The organism is Streptomyces sp. V4I8 (assembly GCF_041261225.1).
Taxonomy (GTDB): Bacteria; Actinomycetota; Actinomycetes; order Streptomycetales; family Streptomycetaceae; genus Streptomyces.
In genome coordinates this window covers 8331587-8357065 of the sequence record NZ_JBGCCN010000001.1, presented here as the reverse complement: position 1 = coordinate 8357065, position 25479 = coordinate 8331587, and the positions used below count along the sequence as shown (strand labels likewise).

Annotated in this window: 17 protein-coding genes; 7 read left to right on the top strand and 10 right to left on the bottom strand. The window is 70.6% G+C overall.

The window, feature by feature from the left end; all coding sequences use genetic code 11:
* Positions 1 to 41 precede the first annotated feature (41 nt).
* Positions 42 to 1889: an ABC transporter ATP-binding protein gene (locus ABIE67_RS37980; RefSeq protein WP_370266061.1), complete on the top strand. Its 1848-nt coding sequence runs from the start codon at positions 42 to 44 to the stop codon at positions 1887 to 1889.
* Positions 1890 to 2095: 206 nt separating this feature from the next.
* Positions 2096 to 4651 carry an ATP-dependent Clp protease ATP-binding subunit gene (locus tag ABIE67_RS37975; protein WP_370266060.1) on the top strand — a complete coding sequence of 852 codons (2556 nt, stop codon included), beginning with the start codon at positions 2096 to 2098 and terminating at the stop codon, positions 4649 to 4651.
* A 66-nt stretch (positions 4652 to 4717) separates the two neighbouring features.
* On the opposite strand, the gene ggt is transcribed toward ABIE67_RS37975, so the two are convergent.
* The gene (gene ggt / locus ABIE67_RS37970) at positions 4718 to 6517 is read right to left on the bottom strand and encodes a gamma-glutamyltransferase (protein WP_370266059.1); all 1800 of its coding nucleotides are present in this window, start codon (positions 6515 to 6517) and stop codon (positions 4718 to 4720) included.
* Between the two features lie 121 nt (positions 6518 to 6638).
* On the opposite strand from ggt, the gene ABIE67_RS37965 reads away from it, so the two are divergent.
* Both ABIE67_RS37965 and ABIE67_RS37960 read left to right on the top strand, forming a co-directional pair.
* Positions 6639 to 7400: a hypothetical protein gene (locus ABIE67_RS37965; RefSeq protein WP_370266058.1), complete on the top strand. Its 762-nt coding sequence runs from the start codon at positions 6639 to 6641 to the stop codon at positions 7398 to 7400.
* Positions 7401 to 7516: 116 nt separating this feature from the next.
* Entirely contained in the window at positions 7517 to 9085 is a 1569-nt protein-coding gene (locus tag ABIE67_RS37960; protein ID WP_370266057.1) for a CocE/NonD family hydrolase, read from the top strand.
* Between the two features lie 273 nt (positions 9086 to 9358).
* Here ABIE67_RS37960 and ABIE67_RS37955 read toward each other — a convergent pair whose 3' ends face one another.
* Complete coding sequence (locus ABIE67_RS37955; protein WP_370266056.1) at positions 9359 to 10102, bottom strand: amino acid ABC transporter ATP-binding protein; 744 nt, start codon at positions 10100 to 10102, stop codon at positions 9359 to 9361.
* Positions 10103 to 10239: 137 nt separating this feature from the next.
* Positions 10240 to 10647, bottom strand: a complete 408-nt coding sequence (locus tag ABIE67_RS37950; protein ID WP_370266055.1) for a DUF6278 family protein — start codon at positions 10645 to 10647, stop codon at positions 10240 to 10242.
* A 241-nt stretch (positions 10648 to 10888) separates the two neighbouring features.
* On the opposite strand from ABIE67_RS37950, the gene ABIE67_RS37945 reads away from it, so the two are divergent.
* On the top strand, positions 10889 to 12655 hold the full coding sequence (locus tag ABIE67_RS37945; RefSeq protein WP_370266054.1) for an SGNH/GDSL hydrolase family protein: 1767 nt from the start codon (positions 10889 to 10891) through the stop codon (positions 12653 to 12655).
* Positions 12656 to 12764: 109 nt separating this feature from the next.
* Here the strand turns inward: ABIE67_RS37945 and ABIE67_RS37940 are convergent, their stop codons facing one another.
* The 6 genes from ABIE67_RS37940 to ABIE67_RS37915 form a co-directional block, all read right to left on the bottom strand.
* Positions 12765 to 13544 carry an exodeoxyribonuclease III gene (locus ABIE67_RS37940; RefSeq protein ID WP_370266053.1) on the bottom strand — a complete coding sequence of 260 codons (780 nt, stop codon included), beginning with the start codon at positions 13542 to 13544 and terminating at the stop codon, positions 12765 to 12767.
* A 56-nt stretch (positions 13545 to 13600) separates the two neighbouring features.
* Positions 13601 to 14236, bottom strand: a complete 636-nt coding sequence (locus ABIE67_RS37935; RefSeq protein ID WP_370266052.1) for an MBL fold metallo-hydrolase — start codon at positions 14234 to 14236, stop codon at positions 13601 to 13603.
* 45 nt (positions 14237 to 14281) lie between these two features.
* The gene (pcaC, locus tag ABIE67_RS37930) at positions 14282 to 15580 is read right to left on the bottom strand and encodes a 4-carboxymuconolactone decarboxylase (protein ID WP_370266051.1); all 1299 of its coding nucleotides are present in this window, start codon (positions 15578 to 15580) and stop codon (positions 14282 to 14284) included.
* A gap of 32 nt (positions 15581 to 15612) precedes the next feature.
* Positions 15613 to 16710 carry an IS110 family transposase gene (locus tag ABIE67_RS37925; RefSeq protein WP_370266050.1) on the bottom strand — a complete coding sequence of 366 codons (1098 nt, stop codon included), beginning with the start codon at positions 16708 to 16710 and terminating at the stop codon, positions 15613 to 15615.
* Between the two features lie 631 nt (positions 16711 to 17341).
* Positions 17342 to 21058 carry a protein NO VEIN domain-containing protein gene (locus ABIE67_RS37920; RefSeq protein WP_370266049.1) on the bottom strand — a complete coding sequence of 1239 codons (3717 nt, stop codon included), beginning with the start codon at positions 21056 to 21058 and terminating at the stop codon, positions 17342 to 17344.
* Positions 21059 to 21105: 47 nt separating this feature from the next.
* The gene (locus ABIE67_RS37915; RefSeq protein ID WP_370266048.1) at positions 21106 to 22749 is read right to left on the bottom strand and encodes a sacsin N-terminal ATP-binding-like domain-containing protein; all 1644 of its coding nucleotides are present in this window, start codon (positions 22747 to 22749) and stop codon (positions 21106 to 21108) included.
* A 491-nt stretch (positions 22750 to 23240) separates the two neighbouring features.
* Between ABIE67_RS37915 and ABIE67_RS37910 the strand changes: the two genes are divergently transcribed.
* Positions 23241 to 23435, top strand: a complete 195-nt coding sequence (locus tag ABIE67_RS37910; protein ID WP_370266047.1) for a hypothetical protein — start codon at positions 23241 to 23243, stop codon at positions 23433 to 23435.
* Between the two features lie 49 nt (positions 23436 to 23484).
* On the opposite strand, the gene ABIE67_RS37905 is transcribed toward ABIE67_RS37910, so the two are convergent.
* Complete coding sequence (locus ABIE67_RS37905) at positions 23485 to 23688, bottom strand: cold-shock protein (RefSeq protein WP_007379522.1); 204 nt, start codon at positions 23686 to 23688, stop codon at positions 23485 to 23487.
* A 498-nt stretch (positions 23689 to 24186) separates the two neighbouring features.
* On the opposite strand from ABIE67_RS37905, the gene ABIE67_RS37900 reads away from it, so the two are divergent.
* Positions 24187 to 25362, top strand: coding sequence for a N(5)-(carboxyethyl)ornithine synthase (locus tag ABIE67_RS37900; protein ID WP_370266046.1), 1176 nt, complete (start codon positions 24187 to 24189; stop codon positions 25360 to 25362).
* The last annotated feature ends 117 nt before the right edge of the window (positions 25363 to 25479 follow it).

Here is a 25479-nt window from a genome sequence, read left to right as displayed (position 1 = left end):
CTGGGCCGACGAGCGAGGGTGGCGCTGCGAAGGCCGGGCCGGTGACCGGCACCACGGCCGCGGACGCCGGGCCGCGTGAGCCCGGCCGCGAGGACAGGTCGACCCCCGCGGCGGTGGCCACGCTGTACCGGCTCACCGCCGGACACCGGGTCGCCGTCGCCGCGGCCACCGCCCTGACCCTGGCCAGCTCCGCCCTGGGGCTCGCCCAGCCGCTCGTGGCCCGGCACGCCGTGGACGCGAGCGGTCGCGGACAGGTCATCTGGCCGCTGCTGGCCCTGCTCGGCGCACTGTTCCTCGTCGAAGCGGCGATCGGCTCGGCGGGACGCTTCCTGCTGGAGCGGATGGGCGAGGGCGTCGTACGCCAGCTCCGGATCGGCCTGGTGGGGCGCCTGCTCCGGCTGGAGATGCGGGAGTACGACCGCCACCGCAGCGGCGACCTCATCTCCCGGGTCACCGCCGACACGACCCTGTTGCGCGAGGTCGTCTCGCAGTCCCTGGTCGACCTGGTGACCGGAAGCCTCATCGCCGCCGGAGCGCTGGTCCTGATGGCCTGGCTCGACCCGTTGCTGCTGCTTCTGGTCGCGCTCACCGTGGCCGTCGCGGCCGCCGTGGTCACCTCGCTGCTCCAGGGCATCCGGCGCGCCTCCGAGCGCATCCAGGACTCGGTCGGTGCCGTCGCCGCGGACCTGGAACGCGCTCTGGGCGCCCTGCCCATGGTCCGTGTGCACCGCGCCGAGGACCGCGAGGCGGCCCGTATCGGGGCCCGGGTCGAGGAGGCCTACGACGCGGGAGTACGCACCGCGAAGCTCGCGTCCGTCATGAGTCCCGCCGTCGAACTCGCCGTCCAGGGCTCCTTCCTCATCGTCCTGGTCGTCGGGGGCCTGCGCGTCAGCGGTCACGCCGGATCGCTCGGCGACCTCGTCGCGTTCCTGCTGTACGCCTCGTACCTCGTTCTGCCGCTGTCCTCGGTGTTCCACGCGGTGGGGCTGATCCAGCGCGGCATGGGCGCCTACCGGCGCGTCGACCAGGCGCTGCGCCTTCCCGTGGAACACACGGGGCCGTCGGTCGAGCAGGCCCGCCCCCGTCCCCGGCCCGTCCCGTCCGTCCCCGCCGACCGGCTCGCGCTCGCGCTGCACGACGTCCGGTTCGGCTACACGCCGGGCCGACCGGTGCTCTCCGGCGTGTCCTTCGCCGTCCCCCACCACCGGCACGTGGCCCTGGTGGGGCCCTCGGGAGCCGGCAAGAGCACCGTCTTCGCGCTGGTGTCGGGGTTCTACGAACCGGACGCGGGAACCGTGCTGTTCGACGGGCGGCCCGCCGCCGAACTCGGCCGCGACGCCTGCCGCCGGCGCATCGCCGTGGTGGACCAGAACACCCACGTCGTACACGGCACCCTGCGGGAGAACATCACCTACGCCGTGCCCGACGCCCCGGAGGCGGAGATCCGGCGGGTCCTCGCGCTGGCCCGGCTGGAGGAGCTCGTCGACCGGCTGCCCGGCGGTCTGAACGCCGTCATCGGCGAACGCGGCGGCACCCTCTCGGGCGGCGAACGCCAACGCGTCGCCCTGGCCCGGGCCCTGCTCGCCCGCCCCGCGCTGCTCCTGCTGGACGAGCCCACCTCCCACCTGGACGCGATCAACGAGGCGGCGCTGACCACGGTGATGAAAGAGATCGCCCAGGAGTGCGCTCTGCTGGTCATCGCCCACCGCCTGTCCACCGTGCAGCACGCCGACCACATCGTCGTGCTGCACGAGGGCCGCAGCGCCGCCTGCGGACGCCACGAGGACCTGCTGACCCGCAACCCCCTCTACCGCGACCTGGCCAGGAGCCAGATGCTGCGCCCCGGCGGGCCGTCAGCGGACCCCGGCGGCCGTCGGGCGAACGGCTGAGGAGGTCACGCCGGATTGCGCCCTGCCACGCGCACCCGACGGCCGCAAGCGGTGCGAAGCGGTCGAAGTCCGGGTGTTCCTGCACATGCCCCCTGGGCCAGAACGTGCCATCGTGGCATGAGCGTGCCCGAACCCGGTTACCCGGCCCCGGCACGCCGATCAGCGAGGGCGACCCTGCCCGCGCAGGGACGCCGGATGGGAACGCCATGACCAGCGGCTTCAATGGTGGTCCGGAAGACTACGACCCCTTCGGAGAATTCCTCGCCCGCTTCTTCGGCGGACCGCGCCCCGGCCCCCGGCAGATCGACATCGGCCGCCTGCTCAGCCAGCCGGCCCGCGAGCTGGTGCGGGGCGCCGCGCAGTACGCCGCCGAGCACGGCAGCCGCGACCTGGACACCCAGCATCTGCTGCGCGCCGCGCTGTCCGCCGAGCCGACCCGGAGTCTGCTCAGCCGGGCCGGCGCGGACCCCGACTCGCTGGCGACGGAGATCGACGAGCGGTCGGGCCCCGTCCAGCACCCGCCGGGCGAGGTCCCGCCGCCGACGTCGCTCTCCCTCACCCCGGCCGCCAAGCGCGCCCTGCTGGACGCGCACGACCTGGCCCGGGCGCGCGGCACCGGATACATCGGCCCGGAGCACGTGCTCAGCGCCCTCGCCGCGAACCCCGACTCCGCGGCCGGGCACATCCTCAACGCGGCCCGGTTCGCCCCCTCCGGCGGGCCGTCCGAGGCCTCGGACGCCTCCGATCCCCGGCCCCGCATCGACCAGCGGCCGCGCGTCGACTCCGGTACGCCCACCCTCGACAAGTACGGCCGCGATCTCACCGACCTCGCCCGCAGAGGCCGTATCGACCCGGTGATCGGCCGTGACGAGGAGATCGAGCAGACCATCGAGGTGCTCTCCCGGCGCGGCAAGAACAACCCCGTGCTGATCGGTGACGCGGGCGTCGGCAAGACGGCGATCGTGGAGGGCCTGGCCCAGCGGATCGCCGACGGCGACGTGCCCGACATCCTCGGCGGCCGCCGGGTGGTCGCGCTGGACCTGACGGGCGTGGTCGCGGGCACCCGCTACCGGGGTGACTTCGAGGAGCGGCTCAACAACATCGTGGGCGAGATCCGCTCCCACTCCGACCAACTGATCGTCTTCATCGACGAGTTGCACACCGTCGTGGGCGCCGGAGGCGGCGGCGAGGGCGGGTCCATGGACGCGGGGAACATCCTCAAGCCGGCCCTCGCGCGCGGCGAGCTGCACATCGTGGGCGCGACCACGCTGGAGGAGTACCGCAGGATCGAGAAGGACGCGGCGCTCTCCCGCCGCTTCCAGCCGATCCTGGTCCCCGAGCCGACCGCCGCCGACGCGATCGAGATCCTGCGCGGCCTGCGCGACCGCTACGAGGCCCACCACCAGGTCCGCTACACCGACGAGGCGCTCGTGGCCGCCGTGGAACTGTCGGACCGCTACCTCACCGACCGCCGCCTGCCGGACAAGGCGATCGACCTGATCGACCAGGCGGGCGCCCGGGTACGGCTGCGCGCGCGGACCAAGGGCACGGACGTCCGGGCCATGGAGCGCGAGGTCGAGCAGCTGTACCGGGACAAGGACCAGGCGGTCGCCGACGAGCAGTACGAGCAGGCGACCCAACTGCGCGACCGTATCGTCGAGTTGAAGCAGCGCATCGCGGACGCGTCCGGCACCGAGGAGGTCGACGAGGGGCTCCACCTGGAGGTCACCACCGAGGCCATCGCGGAGGTCGTGTCCCGGCAGACCGGCATCCCGGTGAGCAGCCTCACCGAGGAGGAGAAGGACCGGCTGCTCGGCCTGGAGGAGCATCTGCACGAGCGGGTCATCGGCCAGAACGAGGCGGTGCGCGTCGTCTCCGACGCGGTGCTGCGCTCGCGGGCCGGACTGGCGAGCCCCGACCGGCCGATCGGCAGCTTCCTCTTCCTCGGCCCGACCGGCGTCGGCAAGACCGAGCTGGCCCGGGCGCTCGCCGAGGCGCTGTTCGGCAGCGAGGAGCGCATGGTCCGCCTGGACATGAGCGAGTACCAGGAACGGCACACCGTGAGCCGTCTGATCGGCGCCCCGCCCGGCTATGTCGGCCACGAGGAGGCCGGTCAGCTCACCGAGGTGGTGCGCCGGCACCCGTACTCGCTGCTGCTGCTCGACGAGGTCGAGAAGGCCCACCCGGACGTCTTCAACATCCTGCTCCAGGTCCTGGACGACGGGCGGCTGACCGACTCCCAGGGCCGCACGGTGGACTTCACCAACACGGTCATCGTCATGACCAGCAACCTGGGCTCGGACGCGATCAGCCGGGGCGGCGCCGGGATCGGGTTCGGCTCGGGGGGCGAGGAGGCCGACGAGGAGGCGCGGCGCGAGCGGGTCCTGCGGCCGCTGCGCGAGCACTTCCGGCCCGAGTTCCTCAACCGCATCGACGAAGTGGTCGTCTTCCGCCAGCTGACCCCGGACCAGTTGCAGCAGATCACCAACCTGATGCTGGACCAGACCCGGCGGCTGCTGCATGCCCAGGGCGTCTCGGTCGACTTCACCGGCACGGCCGTCGACTGGCTCTCCGAGCGCGGCTACCAGCGCGAGTACGGCGCCCGCCCGCTGCGCCGCACCATCCAGAAGGAAGTCGACAACCAGCTCTCCCGGCTGCTCCTGGACGGCCGGATCGGCGAGGGCGGCCGGGTGACGGTGGACGTGCAGGACGGACGGCTCACCTTCCGTGCGGAAGAGCTGCCGCCCGCCCCCGAGTTGTGACCTACCGGCTCCCGGTGGTGACGTTCGTGACCTACCGGCTCCCGGTGGTGACGTTCCGGCCGGGGCCTACGGCGCCGGGCGCACCACCATCGCCGAGCCGCCGCCCCGCCGTACCGTCTCGGCGGCCGCCAGCCACTTGCCGTTCGGCAGCCGCTGTACGCCCGTCGCCGCGCCGATCTCCGGGTTGAGCCGGAAGCCGTGCCCGATGGCCTCCAGCTGGGCCCGCAACGGGCTGTTGTACAGGCCCGGTTCGAGTTCGGTGGTGGTCTGGTTGCGCTGGCTGGCGCGGGGCGCGGCGATCGCGTCGACGAGCGGCAGGCCCCGGTCCAGGAAGCCGGTCAGGGTCTGTAGAACGGTCGTGATGATGGTCGCGCCACCGGGTGAACCGAGCGCCACGACGGGCTTGTGGTGCTGGTCGAGGACGATCGTCGGCGACATCGACGAGCGCGGCCGCTTGCCCGGCCCCGGCAGGTTCGGGTCGTGGACGTCGGGGCTCGCCGGGGTGAAGGAGAAGTCCGTCAGCTCGTTGTTGAGGATGAAGCCGCGGCCCGGGACCGTGATGCCGCTGCCGCCGGTCTGCTCGATGGTGAGCGTGTACGAGACGACGTTGCCCCACTTGTCGGCCACCGTGAGGTGGGTCGTGCTGTCGCCCTCGTAGGTGGTCGGTGCCGCCGTGCCGCTCGCGTCGCAGGCCGCCGGGTTGCGCGGATCGCCCGGCGCGACCGGGCTGGTCAGCACCGCGTCGTCCTTGATCAGGCACTCCCGCGAGTCGGCGTACCGCTGCGACAGCAGCTCCTTCGTCGGTACGTCCTCGAAGGCCGGGTCGCCGACCCAGCGCCCGCGGTCGGCGAAGGCGATACGGCTGGCCTCGATGTAGCGGTGCAGGTACTGGACCTCGCTCGCCTTGGAGAGGTCGGTGTTCTCCAGGATGTTGAGCGCCTCGCCGACCGTCGTGCCGCCGGAGGAGGAGGGAGCCATGGAGTAGACGCCGAGACCCTCGTACGAGGTCCTGGTGGGCGCCTGCGACTTGGTGCGGTAGGTGGCCAGGTCCTTGGCGGTCAGGTCGCCGGGACGGGCGTTCCAGCCGGAACCGGGGTCGACGGGCGGGTGGTTGACCGTGTCGACGATGTCCTCGGCGAGATCGCCGCGGTAGAGCGTGCCGACGCCCTTCCCGGCCAACTCGGCGTAGGTGCGGGCGAGATCGGGGTTCTTGAAGGTGGAGCCGACGACCGGGAGCCTCCCGTTCGGGAGGAACAGCCTCGCGGTGTCCGGGAAGTAGCGGAACCGGGCCTCGTTCGCGGCGGTCTGGTCGCGGAAGGTGCCGTCGACGGTGAAGCCGTTCCGGGCGAGCCGCTCGGCGGGCTTCAGCAGCGTGCCGAGCCGCTTGCTCCCCCACTGGTCCAGCGCCTTCTGCCAGGTGGCGGGCGTGCCCGGCGTGCCGACACTGAGGCCGCTGCTGACGGCCTCCGCGAAGGGGATCGCCGTGCCGTTCTCCACGAACAGGCCGGAGTCCGCGGTCAGCGGCGCGGTCTCACGGCCGTCGATGGTCCGCACCGTACGGGACTTGGCGTCGTAGTAGACGAAGTAGCCGCCTCCGCCGATGCCGGCCGAGTAGGGCTCGGTGACGCCGAGCGCGGCGGCCGTGGCCACGGCGGCGTCGACGGCGTTGCCGCCGTTGCGCAGGACCTCGATGCCGGCCGCGGAGGCGTCCGCGTCGACGCTCGACACCGCGCCGCCGTAGCCGACGGCGACGGGAACCTTCTCGACTGCCGTGCTCTCGGGGGCGGGTGGCGCTGCGGCCCCCACCGACACCACGGCGGCCGAGACCGCCAGGACCGACAGTTTGCGCGCGACAGGGCGACGCATCCGCACCTCCAGTCAGGGACCGTCCGGGCAGCCTAATGCGATCGGCATGCCCCCGTCAGCCGGACCGCGCCGAGGCTCGGCTCGAACACGGGTTTGTGTTGGCCCGCTACCATGCGCGCCCATGAATGACGACGTACGCAACATCGTGCTGGGCGTGGTCGCGGCGGCCGTCAGCGCCGGACTGGGCTGGCTCACCCGCACCTACCTGTGGAAGCGGAAACTCCGCCGCAAGCAGGCCTTCTTCGGGCTGCCCGACAACGCCGAGTCCTTGCTGGTGGTCAACCGCGGCGCCGGCGGACCCGAGCTGACGGTGATGCGCTACGACGTGTTCGCGCTCCTCGAACTCGCCGCCCTCATCAAGGACTGCAACGCCCACGCCCAGATCGTCCCGCACGACGCGGCACGCCAGGGCTTCGGCGAGCGCACCGAGTTCTGCGTGGGCGGCCCGGCGTCGAACCGCCGCATGATGGCGCACCTGGCTTCCCTGCTGCCGGGGGTGCGGGTGAACGTCGACGCCGAGCCCGGCCCCGACCGGGGTGCTTTGCAGGTCGGTTCCGAGCGCTACCGGGTGGAGGTGGGCAAGGAGGAGTACGCGCTCCTCGCCCGGCTCACCGTCGGCGAGAGCCAGGGCCCCCGCCCCGTCTTCCTCTTCTGCGGACAGACCGCGATCACCAACCAGGCCGCCACCCGCTACCTCGCCCGCAACCACGAGCGGCTCACCCGCAAGCACGGCACCGGCTCCTTCGTCCTGTTGCTGAAGGTGGTCAACTCGCAGGCCTACGGCCCGGATGTGGTGGAGCTGGTCGCGGATGTCACCAGGGCGGCCCAGGCCCCCCTGCCGACACCGGCGGCGGCTACGCGCAATACCCACCGCGCCTCCTGAGGTTCACCACATTCCGGCAATCGTTACCGTCACGTAACTTACCGACAGGTTACTTGCGGTAAGGGGCCACGGTTACCGTTCGGTCACTTTGCACTGACACGAGTGAGGAGTGACCCGTGGGACACCATCGCAAGGCCCTGCGTACGACCGCCGTGGGCGCCGTCTCCGCGACACTGATCGCCGGTAGCGCCCTCGGGCTCGCCCCCGCCGCACAGGCGGCCCCGAACAGCGTCCGCTTCGTCGACATCAGCGGCGACGGCGGCACCACCCTCAAGGCGAACGTCATCACGCCGGCCGGCGCCGACGGCAGCCGCCGCTACCCGCTGCTCGTCCTGCCCACGAGCTGGGGCCTGCCCCAGGTCGAGTACTTCGCGCAGGCGCAGAAGCTCGCGGACTCGGGCTATGTCGTGGTCAGTTACAACGTGCGCGGCTTCTGGCAGTCGGGCGGCGAGATAGAAGTGGCGGGCCCGCCAGACATAGCCGACGCGTCCAGGGTGATCGACTGGGCGCTCGCCAACACCCCTGCCGACGCGGGCCACATCGGCATGGCAGGCGTCTCGTACGGCGCCGGCATCAGCCTGCTGACCGCCGCGCACGACAAACGGGTCAAGGCGGTCGCCGCCCTCAGCGGCTGGGCCGACCTCATCGGCTCGATCTACTCCGGCCGCACCCAGCACGTCCAGGCGGCCGCACTACTGGACGGCGCGAGCCTGGTCACCGGCCGCCAGAGCGCCGAAGTCCGGCAGATCTTCAACGACTTCTACGCCTCCAACCTGTCCAAGGAACAGGACATGATCAATTGGGGGAAGAAACGTTCGGCCGCTACATACGTGGACCAACTGAACAAGAACGGCGCCGCGGTCATGATGGCCAACGCCTGGGGCGACACGATCTTCCCGCCCAACCAGTACGCGGACTTCTACGAGAAGCTGACCGGCCCCAAGCGGCTGGAGTTCCGCCCCGGCGACCACGCCACCGCCGAGCTGACCGGCCTGTTCGGCCTGCCCAACGACGTGTGGACGGACACCGAGCGCTGGTTCGACCACTACCTCAAGGGCGAGGACAACGGCATCAACCGCGAGCTGCCCGTCCAGCTCAAGTCCCGTTCCACGGGCGGCTACGAGGGCTATCCGGACTGGAAGTCGGTCGGCGCGACGAACAAGAAGATCGCCCTCGCCGGCACGACCACGATCCACACCAACGTCAACTCGGGCGCGGACGGCGGGGTCGTCTTCCTGTCCAGCATCCTCGACCAGGTGGCCCACGTGCCCCCGATGGCCTCGATCCCGCCGATCCCCCGGCTCTGGGCGGGCGTATGGCAGTCGGAGAAGTACGCAACGCCCCAACGCGTGCGCGGCACCGCGAAGTTGCACACCACCGTCACCCCGACCAAGGAGAGCGGCACCCTCGTCGCCTACTTGTACGACGTGGGCCCGCTCGGCCTCGGCAAGCTGGTCAGCAACGCGCCGTACACCTTCCACGGGCGTACGCCCGGAAAGCCGTTCGCCGTCGACCTGGAGTTGTACTCCACGGCCTACGACGTCCCGGCAGGGCATCGACTCGCCCTGGTCGTCGACACGGTCGACCCGCTCTACATCGAGCACAACCCGTCCGGCGCACGGCTGACCTTCTCCTCACCGGCGAACGACCCGTCGTACGTGTCGATTCCACTGCGCGAGCAGTGATCTCCGGCCGGCGCCGGGCGGGTATGGCTCTATGACTGCTGCCCCCTGCTGCCCCTGGTCCAGGGGCCGTGGGGGGATCCCCACCCGGCAGCAGCGTCCCTGGTCGCGGCCGGGGCCACCTCCACGGCCTTGGGGACGGACGAAACATCGTAGTCGACGCCGGACACGGCGAGGATTCCGGTGGGGATTCCGGCGGCGATTCCGGAAGGGACTCCGGCAGGGATGCCGGTGGGGAGGAACACCGTTCGTCTCGGCATGGGGCGTACTCCCCGCTCAGTGATGGAGGATCTTCGACAGGAAGTCCCGGGCGCGCTCGCTGCTGGGGTTGGTGAAGAACTCTTCGGGGCTGCGGTCCTCGACGATGCGGCCGTCGTCCATGAACACCACGCGGTTGGCGGCCGAGCGGGCGAAGCCCATCTCATGGGTGACGACGATCATCGTCATGCCGTCGCGGGCGAGTTGACGCATGACCTCCAGCACCTCGTTGATCATCTCGGGGTCGAGCGCGGAGGTGGGCTCGTCGAACAGCATCACCTTGGGCCCCATGGCGAGGGCCCGGGCGATGGCGACGCGCTGCTGCTGGCCGCCGGAGAGCTGCGCGGGGTACTTGTCCGCCTGGTCGGCCACGCCGACGCGCTCGAGGAGTTCCCGGGAGCGCTTGTCGGCGTCCTCGTTCTTGCGCCCGCGGACCTTGACCTGGCCCAGGGAAAGGTTCTGCAGGACCGTCTTGTGGGCGAAGAGGTTGAAGGCCTGGAAGACCATGCCGACGTCGGCGCGCAGCCGCGCCAGTGCCTTGCCCTCCTCGGGCAGCGGCTGTCCGTCCAGCAGGATCGTGCCGGACTCGATGGTCTCCAGCCGGTTGATGGCCCGGCACAGCGTCGACTTCCCCGACCCCGAGGGGCCGATGACCACGACCACCTCCCCTTTGCCGACGGTGAGATCGATGTCCTGTAGGACATGCAGGTCCCCGAAGTACTTGTTGACGTCACGCAGCTCGATCAGTGGTTCGCCAGCCATGCCCAGCCCCAGTCGCTCTCAGCTGTGTAGCGGTTTTCGCAAACTATCCGGGCAACAGTGGACTTAATGCCCGACACGCACTTTTCGGGCATAAGCCGTATTTACGCCGAACTTATGTCGAACTAGAGGACGGGGCCTCACGCTTCCGCGACCTCCGCATACAGCTGCGAGAGCTCTGGGACCCCGCTCACCGCCCACTCCTGCCCGGACGTCACGACATCGAACTCACGGCCGGAGGCGAGCCGGACGACCGGCTGACCGTCCGGCCAGATCTCCCAGGCGGCCCCGGACACGGTGCGCACGATGACGGTGCCGAGATACAGACCGGCGTCGTTGCCCAGCCACGGCAGGATCTCCTCGTCGTCCCGCCAGCGCGGCAGCAACTGGTCGAGTGCCTCCAACGAGGCCACTGTGTCGTCGAGTTGGACCCCCGCCCGGGAGGCATGGGAGCGCAGGAGTTCGCACTCGGCGAGGAGTTCGGCGATGCCCTCGGGGTCCGGGGCCCCGCGCTTGTCGGGTCGGTTGCCCAGAAAAGGGATCTTCATATGCCCAGCGTGTCATTCGTACTGCCGAACGCACCACAGGCGCGCGGACCGCCGATTCCGGTCGAGTTCACGCCGAGTTCGGGCATGGCTCGTTGACGGGTCACGGGTGCCTCTCTAACTTCACGGTGCGTCTTGCGTCTCGTCGGAACGTCTCGTGTACGTCTCGCCTGTACGTCTCACCTGAAGTTGTCATGTGCAGTCATACACAGTCCTGAGCGGTCGTGAACGGGAGGAGTCGGAGTTGCGCCGACGTGTGTGGAGTTCCGCGGTGGTCCTCGCTCTCTTCGCAGTCCTGGTGCCGGGTGTCTCCGCACAGGCGGCCCCCGAACGCAGAGCCGGGCCGCTTCCGCTGGAGCGGCTCTTCGACAACAGGGCCGTCAGCGACGACGCCCGGCCCGCCGAGGCGAACTTCGACGGGTCGGGCGCCTCCCTGTCGGCACAGGCCCTCACAGCCGCCGGCTGGAGACCGGGCCGCGCTCTGACCGTGCAGGGGGCCCGGCTGACCTGGCCGAAGCGGAAGCCGGGCCGGCCCGACAACGTCGTGGCCGCCGGACAGGACGTGCGGGTGCGCGGACGGGGCGACGCCCTCGCCTTCCTGGTGGCGAGCACGGGCGGCTCCCCCGCCGGCGGCACCGGGACCGTCACGTACACCGACGGCAGCCGCACCTCCTACCGGCTGACCGCCCCCGACTGGCGCACCGGCCCGCTCGCCACCAAGGCGGTGGCCCTGACGCACATCAACACTCCCGGCGGCCAGCTCGCCGAGCGGCCGCGGCTGTACGTCATGACCGTGCCGCTCCTGGTGAAGCGCACGGTCGCCTCCGTACGGCTGCCGCGGGCGACCGCGCTGCATGTGTTCGCGCTGGCGGTACGGGCCCAGGCGACGGGCTGGACGGGGAGTTGGGCGACGGCGACGGGCGGTTATCCGACCGTGGGGCCGTGGACCGACCGGACGCTGCGGCTGGTGGTGCACACCTCGGCCGGCGGGCCGCGGGTGCGGCTGCGGTTCGACAACACCTTCGCGGCGGCGTCGGTGCGGATCGGGAGCGCCACGGTGGCGGTCCAGGCGGCGGGCGCGGCGGCGCGGGCGACGCCGGTCGCGGTGTCCTTCCGGGGTGCTGCGGGCGTGGAGATCCCGGCGGGGGCGCAGGCGTACAGCGACCCGCTCGGCTTCGCCGTACCCGCGGACACCAACCTGCTGGTGAGCTTCCATCTGCCCGGGACCGTGCCGGCCGCGCCCGTGCACCGGCTCGCGCAGCAGCGGTCGTATGTGAGCGCACCCGGTGACCACACGGCTGACGGCTCCGCCTCGGCGTACCCCACGGTCCTGACCAGCTGGCCGCTGCTGACCGGTGTCGACGTGGGCGGTGGGCCCGGGTCCGTGGTGCTTCTCGGCGACTCGATCACCGACGGCGACAAGTCCACGATGGACGCCAACCGGCGCTGGCCCAACGTGCTGGCCGCCCGGCTGCTGAAGCAGAGTGCGGTCCCGCGCTACGGGGTGCTCAACCAGGGGATTTCAGGCAACCGCGTGGTCTCCGACCGCTACCCCGGCGACGGCATCTCCACGGACACGGCCGGAGTGAGCGCCCTGCACCGGTTCGACCGGGATGTCCTGGCCCAGACGTCGGCACGGACGGCGGTGGTGTTCGAGGGCGTCAACGATGTGCGGTGGGACACGACCGCGGAGCAGGTGATCGCCGGGCTGCGCGAGATCGCGGACCGGGGGCATGCGCGGGGGCTGCGGATGCTGGCGGCGACGATCCTGCCGTGTGAGGGGGAGGCGCGGTGCACCGCGTTGGCCGACATGGAGCGGGTCGAGGTGAACGAGTGGATCCGCTCCGGCGCCGCGTTCGACGGCGTGCTCGACTTCGACGCGGTGGTACGGGATCCCGCGCGGCCGTCTCGCATGCTGCCCGCTTATGACAGTGGGGACCATCTGCATCCCGGCGATGCGGGGCTCGCTGCGCTGGCTGAGGCGGTGGATCTGAGGTTGCTGGTGCCGTGAGGTTGCCGGCGTCGGGGTGGGGGTCTGGGGGCTGTGCCCCCAGACCCCCCTATCGGCCTGAACGGCCTCGTCCTCAAACGCCGGACGGGCTGGAGGGGCTGGACAGCGTCTAGACGTCCAGGTCCACTACCACCGGCGCGTGGTCCGAGGCGCCCTTGCCCTTGCGCTCCTCGCGGTCCACGTAGGAGTCGGTGACCGCCTTGGCGAACGGCTCGTTGCCGTACACCAGGTCGATGCGCATGCCGCGGTTCTTGGGGAAGCAGAGCTGGCGGTAGTCCCAGTACGTGTACGGGCGGTCGTACTTGAGGGGGCGCGGGACCACGTCGTAGAGGCCGGACTCGCGCAGGGAGGCGAGGGCGGCGCGCTCGGCGGGGGTGACGTGGGTGAGGCCCTCGAAGGCGGCCACGTCGTAGACGTCGTCGTCCGTCGGTGCCACGTTGTAGTCGCCCATCACCGCGAACGGGCGGCTGCCGCCCGCGTCGCCGGCGACGGCCGCCTTGAGGGCCTCGAACCACTGGAGCTTGTAGGCGTAGTGGGGGTGATCCACCTCACGGCCGTTCGGCACGTACACCGACCAGACGCGGAGCGGGCCGCAGGTCGCCGAGATGGCGCGGGGCTCCTCGGCGCCGTCGTAGCCGGGGTCGCCGGGGAGGCCCTTGACGACCTCCTTGAGGCCTACGCGGGAGAGCACCGCCACGCCGTTCCACCGGCCGGTGGCGTTCACCGCCGCCTCGTAGCCGAGGTCGCGCAGCGGGTCGAACGGGAACTGGTCCTCGGCGACCTTGGCCTCCTGGAGGCACAGCACGTCGGTGCCGCTGCTCTCCAGCCAGGCCAGGAGCCTCGGCAGGCGGGCGGTGATCGAGTTCACGTTCCAGGTCGCGATGCGCATGTCTGCCAACCTACCGGGCGGGACTGACAACCCGGCCCCGCCCGGGGTGGGACCGCTCACACCTCCGCCGAGTCCCCCGGGGTCAGGCGCAGGTGCTCCGAGCCGCCCAGGCCGCCGATCTGGCGGTCGTAGATCGGCCGGGCCAGGTCGGTGAGCAGGGCGTCGTGGATGTCGTACGCCCGTTGGGGCTTGACCTCGCGGACGTAGTCGATGACCTCGGAGATCTTGTTCCAGGGCGCCATGACCGGGAGCATCAGGGTCTCGACCGGGTGGTCGGGAACGGTGAGGGCGTCGCCGGGGTGGAACACCTTCCCGCCGTCGATGAGATAGCCGACGTTCGTGATGCGCGGGATGTCCGGGTGGATGACCGCGTGCAGTTCGCCGTGGACCTGGACGTCGAAGCCGGCGGCGGTGAAGGTGTCGCCGTGGCCGACGGTGTGGACGCGGCCCGGGAACGCCGCCGAGATCTGCTCCGCGACGGACTGGAGCGTCCAGATCTCGGCGGCCGGGTCGGCCTCCAGGGCCGCCCGCAGCCGCGCCTCGTCGAAGTGGTCGGGGTGCTCGTGCGTGACGAGGATCGCGTCCGCGCCCACCGCGGCGTCCTCCTCGCTGAATCCTCCGGGATCGAGGACGAGCGTGCGCCCGTCCTTCTGGAGGCGGACGCAGGCGTGCGACTTCTTCGTGAGCTTCATGGCCCCATCCTGCCCCCGGGCCGGCTCGCGATCGCCCTGGGAGTGTCACTCCGTGGGAGTGGTCTCCTCCCTTATGACCTGCTGGGCGACCTTGAACGCGCTGTTCGCCGCCGGTACGCCGCAGTAGACGGCCGCCTGGAGCAGCACTTCCTTGATCTCGTCCGGGGTGAGGCCGTTGCGCAGGGCGGCGCGGGTGTGGAAGGCGAGTTCGTCCATGTGGCCGCCCGCGACCAGGGTGGCGAGGGTGACACAGCTGCGGGAGCGCCGGTCGAGGCCGGGTCTGTTCCAGATCTCGCCCCAGGCGTACCGGGTGATGAACTCCTGGAAGTCCCCCGAGAACTCGTCCGCCTGCGCCAGCGCCCGGTCGACGTGCGCGTCGCCGAGCACATCGCGACGGACCTTGATCCCGGCGTCGTACGGGTCCGCCCGTCCCATCACCGGCGGCGGTACGACGGCCGACGCGATCTCGGCTATGGGCGCGGGCTGCGCGGGCGCGGCGGCCAGGACCGGCTTGGCGGGGGCGGCGACGATGGCCATCTGGCCGGTCGAGGAGTCGTAGGCGGGCTGCCAGGCCGTGGTGAAGTGCCGGACCAGCAGATCGGTGACGGCGGCGGGCTGCTCGACCGGGACGAGGTGGGAGGCGCCGGGTACGACGGCGAGGCGGGCGTCCGGTATGCCGGCGACGAGGGTCCGGGCCTCCGCGGGGCCGGTGACCTGGTCGTCCGAGCCGACGAGAACGAGCGTGGGCACGGCGACGCCGCCGAGCTGGGAGCGTACGTCGAAGGACGCGAGCGCCTCGCAGGCGGCGATGTAGCAGCCGGGGTCGGTGGTGCGCACCATCTGCACGGCCCACTCGGTGATGGCGGGCTGGGCGGCGGCGAAGCCGGTGGTGAACCAGCGGTCCGGCGAGGTGCGGGCGATGGGGTCGAGGCCGTTCGTGCGCACGATCACGCCCCGCTGCCGGAACTCGTCGGCCGTGCCGAAGCGGGGCGAGGCCGCGATCAGGGCGAGCGAGGCGATGCGCTCCGGGTGGCGCAGGGCGAGTTCGATGCCGAGGGCGCCGCCGAGCGCGCACCCCGCGTAGCCGAAGCGCTGCACCCCGAGGCCGTCGAGGGTGGCGAGCAGCCGTTCGGCGAGCTCGGCGACGGAGCCCGACGGGTACGCGGGCGCGCCGCCGTGTCCCGGCAGGTCGAACCTGAAGACACGCCACTGCTGGGCCAGCTCGGGGACCTGCCTGTCCCACATGTGCCATGTGGTACCCAGTGAGGGACCGAGGATCAGGACGGGAGCCTCTTCTGGCCCGTCAAAGCGGTATTGCAGGGTGTTCGACGGTGTCTCACTCACGCCCCAGACCCTCTCACGTCTCACAGACGCCCCTATAACGCGGGGGTGCTGGACACTGGTCTGACCAGGTTGAAGACCTCGCGGGCGGCATATCGCTTGAGGCATCGGATGATCTCACGGCGGGTCTTGCCCTCCTGGGTGCGGCGTTCGTAGTACGCCTGGGTGCGCGGGTCGTGGCGCAGCCGGGTGAACACGATCCGGTGCAGGGCGGCGTTCGCCTGGCGGTCGCCGCCGTAGTTGAGCCGACGCGTGCGCCGCCGCCCCGACGAGTACTCGACGGGGCTGACTCCGCAAAGGGCAGCAAAGGACGCCTCGGTGTTCAGCCGCTCGGGGTTGTCTCCCATGGCGATCAGGAGAGTGACGGCGCTGTCCGGACCGATGCCCACCCGTTCGAGCAGCTGCGGGACGTGGTGTTCGACGAGCCGGGTCAGGCGTTGGGTGAGCTCATTGATCTGAGCCGTGAGCTGTTCGATGCGCTCGGCGAGCATACGTAACGTCATGTGGGTGGCCTGGGCCACCGCGTCCTCGTCTCCCCCACCGTCGAGTGGGCCGAGGCGCGCGCAGGTGCGGAACAGCTCGGCGTTGCCGAGGCTCGACATTCGTTCCCGCAGGGCGGGGTCGGCGATGACCAGGACGGCCTTGAGCTGGTTGATCGCCTGGGTGCGGGCCTTGACCGCGGAGTCCTTGGCGAGCTTGTAGATCCGGGCGCTGTGCACCGGACCGTCGCCGGGCTTGGCCCGGGCCCGGGCGCGGCCGCTGAGCACAGCTCGTGCTGCGGCCTGCGCGTCGAGCGGGTCCGACTTGCCGAGCAGACGGCGGGCCGACCGGTCGGGCCGGTTCACTTCGAACACCTCGACGTGCTGAGCCAGCAGGTAGCGGGACAGGCCCGCTCCGAAGGTGCCCGTGCCCTCCACGCCCGCCCGGCGCACCGTCCCCCGCTTGCGGGCCCAGACAAGCAGCTGTCGGTAGCCTGCCGCCGTGGCCGGAAAGGACTCGGTGCCCAGGATTTTCCCGAGCGGGGAGATCACGGCGGCGACATGAACCTCGCCGTGCGTGTCCACACCCAGAACGACCTCGCGCCAAACGGGAGGATCCGTGCTGGAGGAGGTGCTGCTCTGTCGGGTCGTCATAATGGTTCGCCTCCCACGTGGTGACGTGCTGGCTGGGTGGATGGCACCGGCCTGCTGGGGCGGTCTGAACTGTGATGGCGCCTGATCGTCGGCAAGGCCCCTATGGGACACGCCCTGTGGCTCGATGGCAGGCAGCATCCCGCGACGACAGTCGACAAGCCCGTGACTGGACACTTCGGTCATAGATCTCATGAGTCAGACCCCGTCCGGGATGGCGCTGCACAACCGTCCCATCGAACCCGGTGCAGCGGCATGACTCGATCATTGCCGGATGGCTTCGCCCGAACCGATGCTCAATCTGATTAGGCGGATTGACAAGGCGTTGCCTTTCATCCACTCCTGACCGGTATTGACGGGGAGGCGTCACGCAAGGAGGTGGTGACCTCACCGGCTACGGCAGCGGCCCCACCCCGTGATCAGCACCCCGATGGGGCCCATTCACCGCAAGAGGGCTCCTGGTTCTGGATCGACTGCGGACCGACCCACAAAGGCGTCTGTACCTTCTGCGATCGGGCCGCCGCCCTCTTCTCGAATATGGGCATGTGCAGCGACTGCTACCAGATCCGCCTCGCAAAGTTTTGACCTTGTCGTACAGCCCCGACTCATCTCGCGCTGGCGTCGGACGTAAGGGTCACAGCAGGTACGAGAAACGCAGTGCCCCGCCCTCCTCACGGTAGCGGCCCTGGCCGCGCTTTCCGTAGGGGTTGGGGAGCATCTGGATGGCAACCCTGTGCGAGGTGAGGGCGTGGGTGACCACCAGGAGGCGCCAGCGGTCGTTGCCCGCGTGCTGGCGGGCCGCGCGGACCTCGCTCTCTCCCAGATCGAAGCGGCCGCCTTCGCCCGCGGTCGCCTTCACCTCGTACAGGTAGGGCTGGCTGCCGGAGCCGACCCGGAAGTCGAAGCCGAGACCGTCATCGCCGGATGGTCCGGGGAAGGCTTTCCGACGGTTGCCCGACACCCAGCAAGTCTCGTCCAAGCGGTCCGGGTAGCGAGCACACAGCCACTGGTACGCGTACCACTCGCCCACGTACCCGATGGCCTCCGGCTGGGCTGTGGTCAGCCCGCTGTCCGTGCCGCCCCCGTACCGCCATCCACGCGTGCGACCGGTGGTCTGGGTGCGCCCGGTCTGAGGTCGGGGGTCGGTGAAGCGGAGCGGTCCGGCGGCAGTGATGCCCGGCGCCGAGCCGCTCTGCAGGACCCGGTCGAGTTCGCGAGTGAGGGCGGTGAAGTCACCGGAGGACACCTCGAAGTCGCGGCCTCCGACGGAGATCGACCGCCGTTTACGCTCCCGTTTGCGGCGCTCGTGCTCCGCTGCGTTGCGCACCCGCTCCAGGTCGGCCTCGGACAGCCCGTGCTGTTCCGGGTCCGTCGCCCCCGCCATCCCGTCGGGCCACTGGCCAAGGGCCGCCAGCCAGCCGACGACGTCGGCAGGGGACAGAGGTCGAAAGTCCAGCGCACCCGCAGCCTCCAGCCGCGCGGTGACCTCCTCGGCCGGCTCGCCTCCGATTAGGGTCGCCGGCAACGGGTGTCCCGCCGCCCTGACCAGGACTGCGAGTTCGGTGGCCAGGCCGGTGATCGTACGAAGGTTCGCGCCGCGTACCTGGTCAGGGGCGGGCAGGCGTTCACCCGACCGGGGCAACGGCACCGGGCGGCGCAGACGCAGCCTCAACTGCTCCTCCACGTGCGCCTCCAGGAGCCCCGTGTCGGCCGTGTCCACGGTGTACTCCCATGCCTCCGGTACGGTGATCCAGTCCAGGGCCCGGACCGAGGGCCAATCGGGCATCGGACGGCGCGCATCGAAGTCCTCCAGCACCGCCCAGCGCAGCCGGTTGACGAGCTCCTTCTTTCGCAGGTCCAGGTAGGTGCGGAGCGCCTCATCGTGCTCTGCGGCGTGGCTGACCGGGTCCAGGGGTGGGCTCATCGCGCGCAGGGTGTCGTTCAGCTCGGCGAATCCGATGCCCAGGTCGCGCCGCAGTTCGTCCGTACCGCGGGCCGCGCGGGCTCTGGCGATGAATTCAGATACGGGGACCGGGAGCTCGGCGACGTACTTCTCGAGGTGAGTCTGGAACTCCCGGGTGCCGCCCGGCGGCGGCAAGAGCAGCGAGTTCGCGGTCTCCGTGCCGAGCAGGTGAACGAGGAAGGGCCGGCAGCGCTCCAGGACCACGCCGATGGCCCCGTCGATCCGGCGGCTCGTCTCCTCAACCTGGAGGGCCGTGACTTCCAGGGCGTCGGCGAGCTCCTCCTGGCCCGGGTCACGCAGGTCGGCGTGGCGGGAAGCAAGCTGGTGAGCGGCGAGGCGCAGCCGGTCGCCGAACTCACGCCGTCCCACCAGCTCGGCGACCGCCATCACGATGCGGGTAATCTCGGACCAGCCCGACTCGCCTGCCGGGGCGAGGACGAGCGGATGCCTCGGATCGGGCAGCGGCAGCACTCCGCCGAGGCGGCCCGGCAAGGTCACGGGCCGACCGTCGAGCTCGATGTTCCAGGAGCGGTAGCGGTGCAGACGTACGCTCCGAACCAAGGACGTCAGCTCGCTCAGCTCGGCTTCGCTCGCCCGGGGGCCGCGCGCCAGGTGGTCGCAGAGAACGCCCACGGCCAGCGTAAGCCAGGGCAACTGCTGGACCAGTGGTTCTCCCATGGCCTGGGGGTTAACCCGTGTGCCGTCCACGGTCACCGTGAACATCAGGTCGTCGGTGTGCCGAACGGTGGCGGGGCGTTCGGCCGCAATCAGCTCGGCGGCCTCCGCCGAGACACCGGGAAGAGTGAGCAGGGGGCGCGCCATCTCCCGTACCAGCAAGGCCGTCAGGCCGTCGCGTTCACCACTGACGTAGAGCACGGTCCCTGCATCACCATCGCCACCGCTCTCCCCGCCGTCCAAGGCGGACAGCGGTACGCCGATCAGCCGGTCCCCGGACTCAGCGAGCAGACTGGCACCCTCGGGCAGTGCGGGACGGGGACGCCGTACGAGGTGCCTCCAGGCGCGTTCGTTGGCGCGCTGCGCGGCGGGCCGGTCCTCGGCCCCCAGCGCGCCCTCCGCCGCATGCCGTCCCAGCGCGGCGATGAGGCGGGAGCTGTCCCGGAAGTCGCCCCAGGTCGGCAGGCGCATCTCCCGCAGGCGGTCGCCCGCCTTCCCGCGTTCCAGGAGGTGGCGCAGCCGATGGTCGACAGTCGGCACGTACGAGGGCTCTTCTTCTAGCCCGGGCGGGCAGTGCCAGGCATCGGCCGGCCGGACGAACCGGATGACCCGTTCGCGGTCCCGCACCGGGAGCCACGGCTGCTCCCGGACGAAGGCGCCGAGGGGGGTCAGGACCCGTTCTCTGTCCGGGGAACTCTGGCTGCCGGCACTCGTCCAGACACTGGCGAACCTCGCGTCCTCCCAGCTGGCCAGACCATGCAGGACAAGCCGTGCGTACGCCAGCCGGGCCTCCTGCCCCAGGCGTGCGACGACGTCCTGGCCGGGGAGCCGCCAGGCGGGGGTTCCCCGGTACGGCGTCCGGGGGTAGTAGACACCGGGCCAGTGGACGAACGGCTCCCACTGCTCCTGGACCTCGCCAGACACCTTCGCCATGCGGACCAGCTGCCGAGCGCTGAGCTCCCGGCCTTGGTCCACCCGGCTCAAGGCATCGGGAGAGCTGACCGGAACCAGCCCGTCGGCCACCCCGGCCTCCAGCAGGAACGCCCGCCACTCCTCGGTCTCCTCCTCGGGTGCGGCAAGGAGGCGTCCCGCGATCGCCTTGAGGCTCTTCGACACGTCGTACCCGGCAGCGACCACCGCCGCCAGGTCCTCACCGACGGACGCGCGGCCCCAGCCCCGGCCGAAGACGGCGCCGCTCGCCCTGATCTGCCGGCCGTCCGCCGACGGTACGTACAGTCCGAGCGAGGAAATGTCCGTCCCACCCAGCGAACGCCGCGGCTGCCACAGCCGGAAGACGAACCGCAGGGTCTGGAGCCGCAGCCGGAAATCGGTGCTCGCGCTGAGCGCCTGCCGTACGTGGTCCAGCAAGCCCCTCGTGTCGTACGGCCGGACGAGTCCCTCCTGCTCGAGGAAGGCGCGGGCGGCCCGCCCACGCGTACGCTCGCCGCGGTCCTTCCAGACCAGCCCCGGGTGCAGGGAGAACATCCGCTTGCCTAGCAGGGCGGGGACGGACGGGGCCTCGGTTTGGTTCGCCTCCGTACGCACCGGCTGGAAGAACGCCTCACGGCGGACACCTTGACCGCTCGGCTTGCCCTGTGTACGCGTGTTTGTGCCCGTACCCGCCCTGCCGGAGGGACGGTTGGTGTGCCGCAGTGTGCAGTCCTCCGCGAGCAACAACTGCCTGCCTTGCAGGACATGCCCGGTCGTCTTCAAAGAGGGCAGCCAGATCCTCGTACAGCGCGCTCCACTGTTCGGGGGACTCACCGAGCCGGGGTAGGGGAAGGCCCCCGACGATCCGTTCCACGTAATCGGCGAGGATCTCCGGGCACGGCTCCCACGGGCACGCGAGCCTTGCACAGGGTGGCCAGCCGTTTCAGTCGGTCGCCACCGATCTCGGGATCAGCCACCACGATCCCGGCCTCGTGCGCGCGGCGTGCCGTGATAACGGTCAGGTCGAGGTCCGGCCACAGGACCGCGCCCCGGGGCGGGGTCCAGCCCGCTTCCGACACGGCGCCGTCCGCGGTGAGGACGGGCACGAGCGGTACGTCGGCGAGTTCGCACCCGTGCACGCGCAGAGCCGCCGCGCGGAGCCGCCCAGCCGAGCCCTTCTCACTCTCCCAGCTCACCAGGTCCACGGCCAACTGCCGCATGGGCGGCTCGGGCACGGTACGCAATACGGCAGCGGCCGCCAGACAGGTCTCGGCGACCGCATCGAGCAGCAGCACGTTGAGGGGATTGTTGGAGGGAAGCCCGGTGCGGTCGAATTTGGTGAAGAACGGGGCATTCACGTGTCCCGGGAACGGCGCGGCTTGGTCCTCGCCCATCGGCAGGAATGTGTAGATCTGCCCGCGTCGCGGTCGGCGTGGGGCGGGCAGCGGGAGCGCGACCTCGACGACGGCGGACCGCTTCCACTCCTGCCACGTGTCGTCGAGGAGCCCGGAACCCACGGCCTCGGCGAGCGTGCTGTTCAGCCGTTCCTTCTCCACGGTGCCCCGCACTACGAGAAAGGTGCCGGACGGCCCCAGGTCCACGGTCGCGCAGGAGACGGGGAATCCGTGCCCGGCGCCTTGCTGCGCCACCGCGAAACGGTTCTCGGAGCGGGTCAGCTCGTGCCGCTCGAGCGCCTCTTGGCGGTCGTCCAACTCGCCCGCCTCGCCACCGAAGGCCCGCCGCTCCAGCGTCAGGATAGCGAGCCGATCGAGGAACAGCATCACGGGTACCTTCGCCCCCGCGAGCTGGCGCATCCGCAGCCAGACCTCGACCCGGGCGGCCTCACTCAGCAAGGGCAGCCGGACGATGGTTACGTACCCCTGGGCGGCGAGATGCCGACAGGTCGCGGGCACATCGTCCAGCGGCAGTGGCGCCTGGAGCGGCGGATACTCGGCGGCCACCTCGTGGGCGTTGTCCTCACCGGCGAGGAACTCCTCCACGTCGGCCTTCTGCGCGAAGCGGAAGCAGTACCCGTCCAATTCCGGTCCGAGCGGGCCGTCGGGGTCTGCGCTGTAGATCTCGGGCGCGTCGCTGATCGGCAAGATGCTGCGGAACCCGACGCCCTTGTTCCCGATGCCCTCGCCGACCTCCTTCGAGCTCTGCGCGAGCTCGCAGATCCGCTCGACGTTCCGCCAGGTGAAGGGCGTTCCGCCGTTGGCTACGTACAACATCCCCCATTCGCCCTCCGCCTCGTCCAGCAGGACGTGGACCCGTCCGTCGCGGCGATCCCTCGGATGCGCGTCGTAACCGTTCTGCAGCAACTCGAAGAGCGAGCGGCCGGCGTACTCCCGCGCGCTCGTGTACGACACGGCGTTCACCTGCCGTGCCATGCGCAGGACTTGGTCTGACCGGGCCCCCTCCAGCACGGACCGGCCGTACTTCCGCAGCTGCTCCGCCCGGGCGCTCCTCGCCATGGTTCTCCCCCCACCTCAGCGTGCAGAGGACGGTATCCCGCCGCACCGACATCGCGGGGCGCGAGGGGCCACTGCGTGTAGCGCGCCTCGAAGCTCACGAGCTGGTGCAAGGTTGGCGGTGAGACGTTGAGCCCTTGATGGTCGATCATGATCGTGTGGTGGGGAACTCGACTCGCACAGTGGTCATCAGCAACCGGCGGATCACGGGTCTGACGGCGGGAGCGATTGCCGAACTCATCGGCGAAGCCGATTCGTTGTGGAATGCGCGTCACCGGGCCAAGCGCGGAAGCGGGCCGTAGGCGCCAGCACGCAGCACAGGCTGGTGTTCGTCGACCGGTTCCTGGCCACGCTGGTCCCCCTTCGGCATGGGGTCACGGCCACTACGGTCCCCGTCGCAGGGCCTGCTCGGACTCGGCCAGTTCGGCCAGGCGCGTCTGCCAGAAGCTGTCCAGGGTGCGGGCGACCAGGCGGTTTTCTGGCTCATAGACATCATGAGCCTGCTCGGCGCGCTCGGCCTGAGAGCGGGGGCGCCCGACGGCCAGTTCGGCGGCGCGCAGGGAACCTGGGTGAGGCGGGCGACTTCGTCGGCCGCGGCCAGGGGGCGCGTGGTCTCGACGACGGGGCACACCACGCTACTTGCGCGCAATCCGCGCATCATTCACAGCCTGTGGGTGAGCCTCGACTGATGCCCGGCGTTCCGCAGTCGGGACGCCGGGCATCATCAGGACGGCGCGATCAGGCGGGGCGAATGTTCTCCGCCTGCGGGCCCTTCTGGCCCTGGGTGACGTCGAACTCGACCTTCTGGCCCTCCTGCAGCTCGCGGAAACCCTGGGCAGCGATGTTGGAGTAGTGGGCGAAGACGTCGGGGCCGCCGCCCTCCTGCTCGATGAAGCCGAAGCCCTTCTCGCTGTTGAACCACTTGACAGTGCCCTTGGCCATGACCGTCTCCTTCGAGGGAAAACCGGACCCGCACCCTGCGCGCCCGGAGGTGATCGCCCTGGTCCGGAGAAACGCTGAAACGCAAGAACGCCCGTGATGGCGATCACGGGCGAACGGGACTTCGGAACCACGACTGCTGATCACAACGCTATATCGCCCTGACGGCAGCCGCCAGCGAAAACGCGCCAGGGCCAGCGTCCCGCATGTCGCCTCGCGAAGGATGCGGCCGGATACGCGACGCCGTGGGAGCCCGCGCTGTGAGGGGTACCAGCAGGCCCCCCAGCGGCATCCGCACAGGTGACAGCGTGCCCGGCACACCCGATGCCGGCACCGGACCTGCCGTACGGGAAGCCGGGGCAGCTTGCAGAATCGACCTCGGCAGGCACCGCCCGCGCCATGGCAGCCCAGGCCGCCGGAAACCCGCCCCTGGCCCCGCCCGTCGCGACCGGCTGCCGGATTGCCCCGGTGTGCTAAACAGGAAGCAACCAAAGGGGCATTTTGCAGCAGCTCACGCTCGGAATCATGTCGCAGACCCGCAAGGAAAACGAGCATCGTCTGCCCGTTCACCCCGCTCATTTCGACCGCATCGACGCCGGTCTCCGCGAGCGCATCTATCTCCAGGAAAATTACGGAGAGCATTTCGGCGTCCCGGACAGCCGGCTCGCCCCGCTCGTCGCGGGCTTCCGCACGCGCGAGGAACTCATAGCCGACTGCGATGTCATCCTGCTGGCCAAACCGCTCCACGAAGACCTGGCGGAACTGCGCGAGGGCCAGGTCTTGTGGGGCTGGCCGCACTGCGTCCAGGACGAGAGGCTCACCCAGACCGCCATCGACCGACGGCTGACTTTGATCGCCTTCGAAGCGATGAACCACTGGTCCCGCAGCGGCGCCTTCAACTTGCACGTCTTCCACAAGAACAACGAGCTGGCCGGGTATTCCTCGGTCCTGCACGCCATGCAACTGACCGGCGTGACAGGCGACTACGGGCGGCGGCAGCGCGCCGTCGTCATCGGCTTCGGCGCGACCGCCCGCGGCGCGGTAACCGCGCTCAGCGCCCTGGGCGTGCACGACGTCGACGTGCTCACCGCGCGTGGCGTCACCGCTGTCAGCTCCCCCATCCACTCCGCGCGGATCGTCCACTTCGACCACGACAAAGCCGATACCCTCGACCCGCGACGCAGTGTCGCCCTCACCGAAAACGGCCCGCTGCCGCTGGCCGAGTTCCTCGCCGGGCACGACATCATCGTCAACTGCGTGCTGCAGGACACCGACGCGCCTCTGATGTTCCTCATAGAAGAGGACCTGCCGAAGCTGGCCCCCGGCACCCTGGTCATCGACGTCTCCTGCGACGAGGGCATGGGCTTCGACTGGGCCCGACCCACCACCTTCACCGACCCGATGTTCACCGTCGGCGACCACGTCAGATACTACGCGGTGGACCACAGCCCCTCCTACCTGTGGAACTCCGCGACCTGGGAGAACAGCGAGGCCCTCCTGCCGTATCTGGACGTCGTGCTTCAAGGCCCCGACGGCTGGGACACCGACGACACGATCCGGCGCGCCATCGAGATCCGCCGTGGCGTCGTCCAAAACCCCAAGGTGCTCGCCTTCCAGCACCGCACCGCAAAATACCCGCACGCCCACGAGGAGACCCGGACGGCGTCGCGGCCGTAGCGGCGGGGCATCCGGCATTCAGTCGTCCTCCGACCGCCGTCCCAAGCCGCCGCGCGGCGCCGCCCCGCACGGCGGCGATTTTTTCACCAGCCGCCACAACGCCGGCAGGTGGGCCGA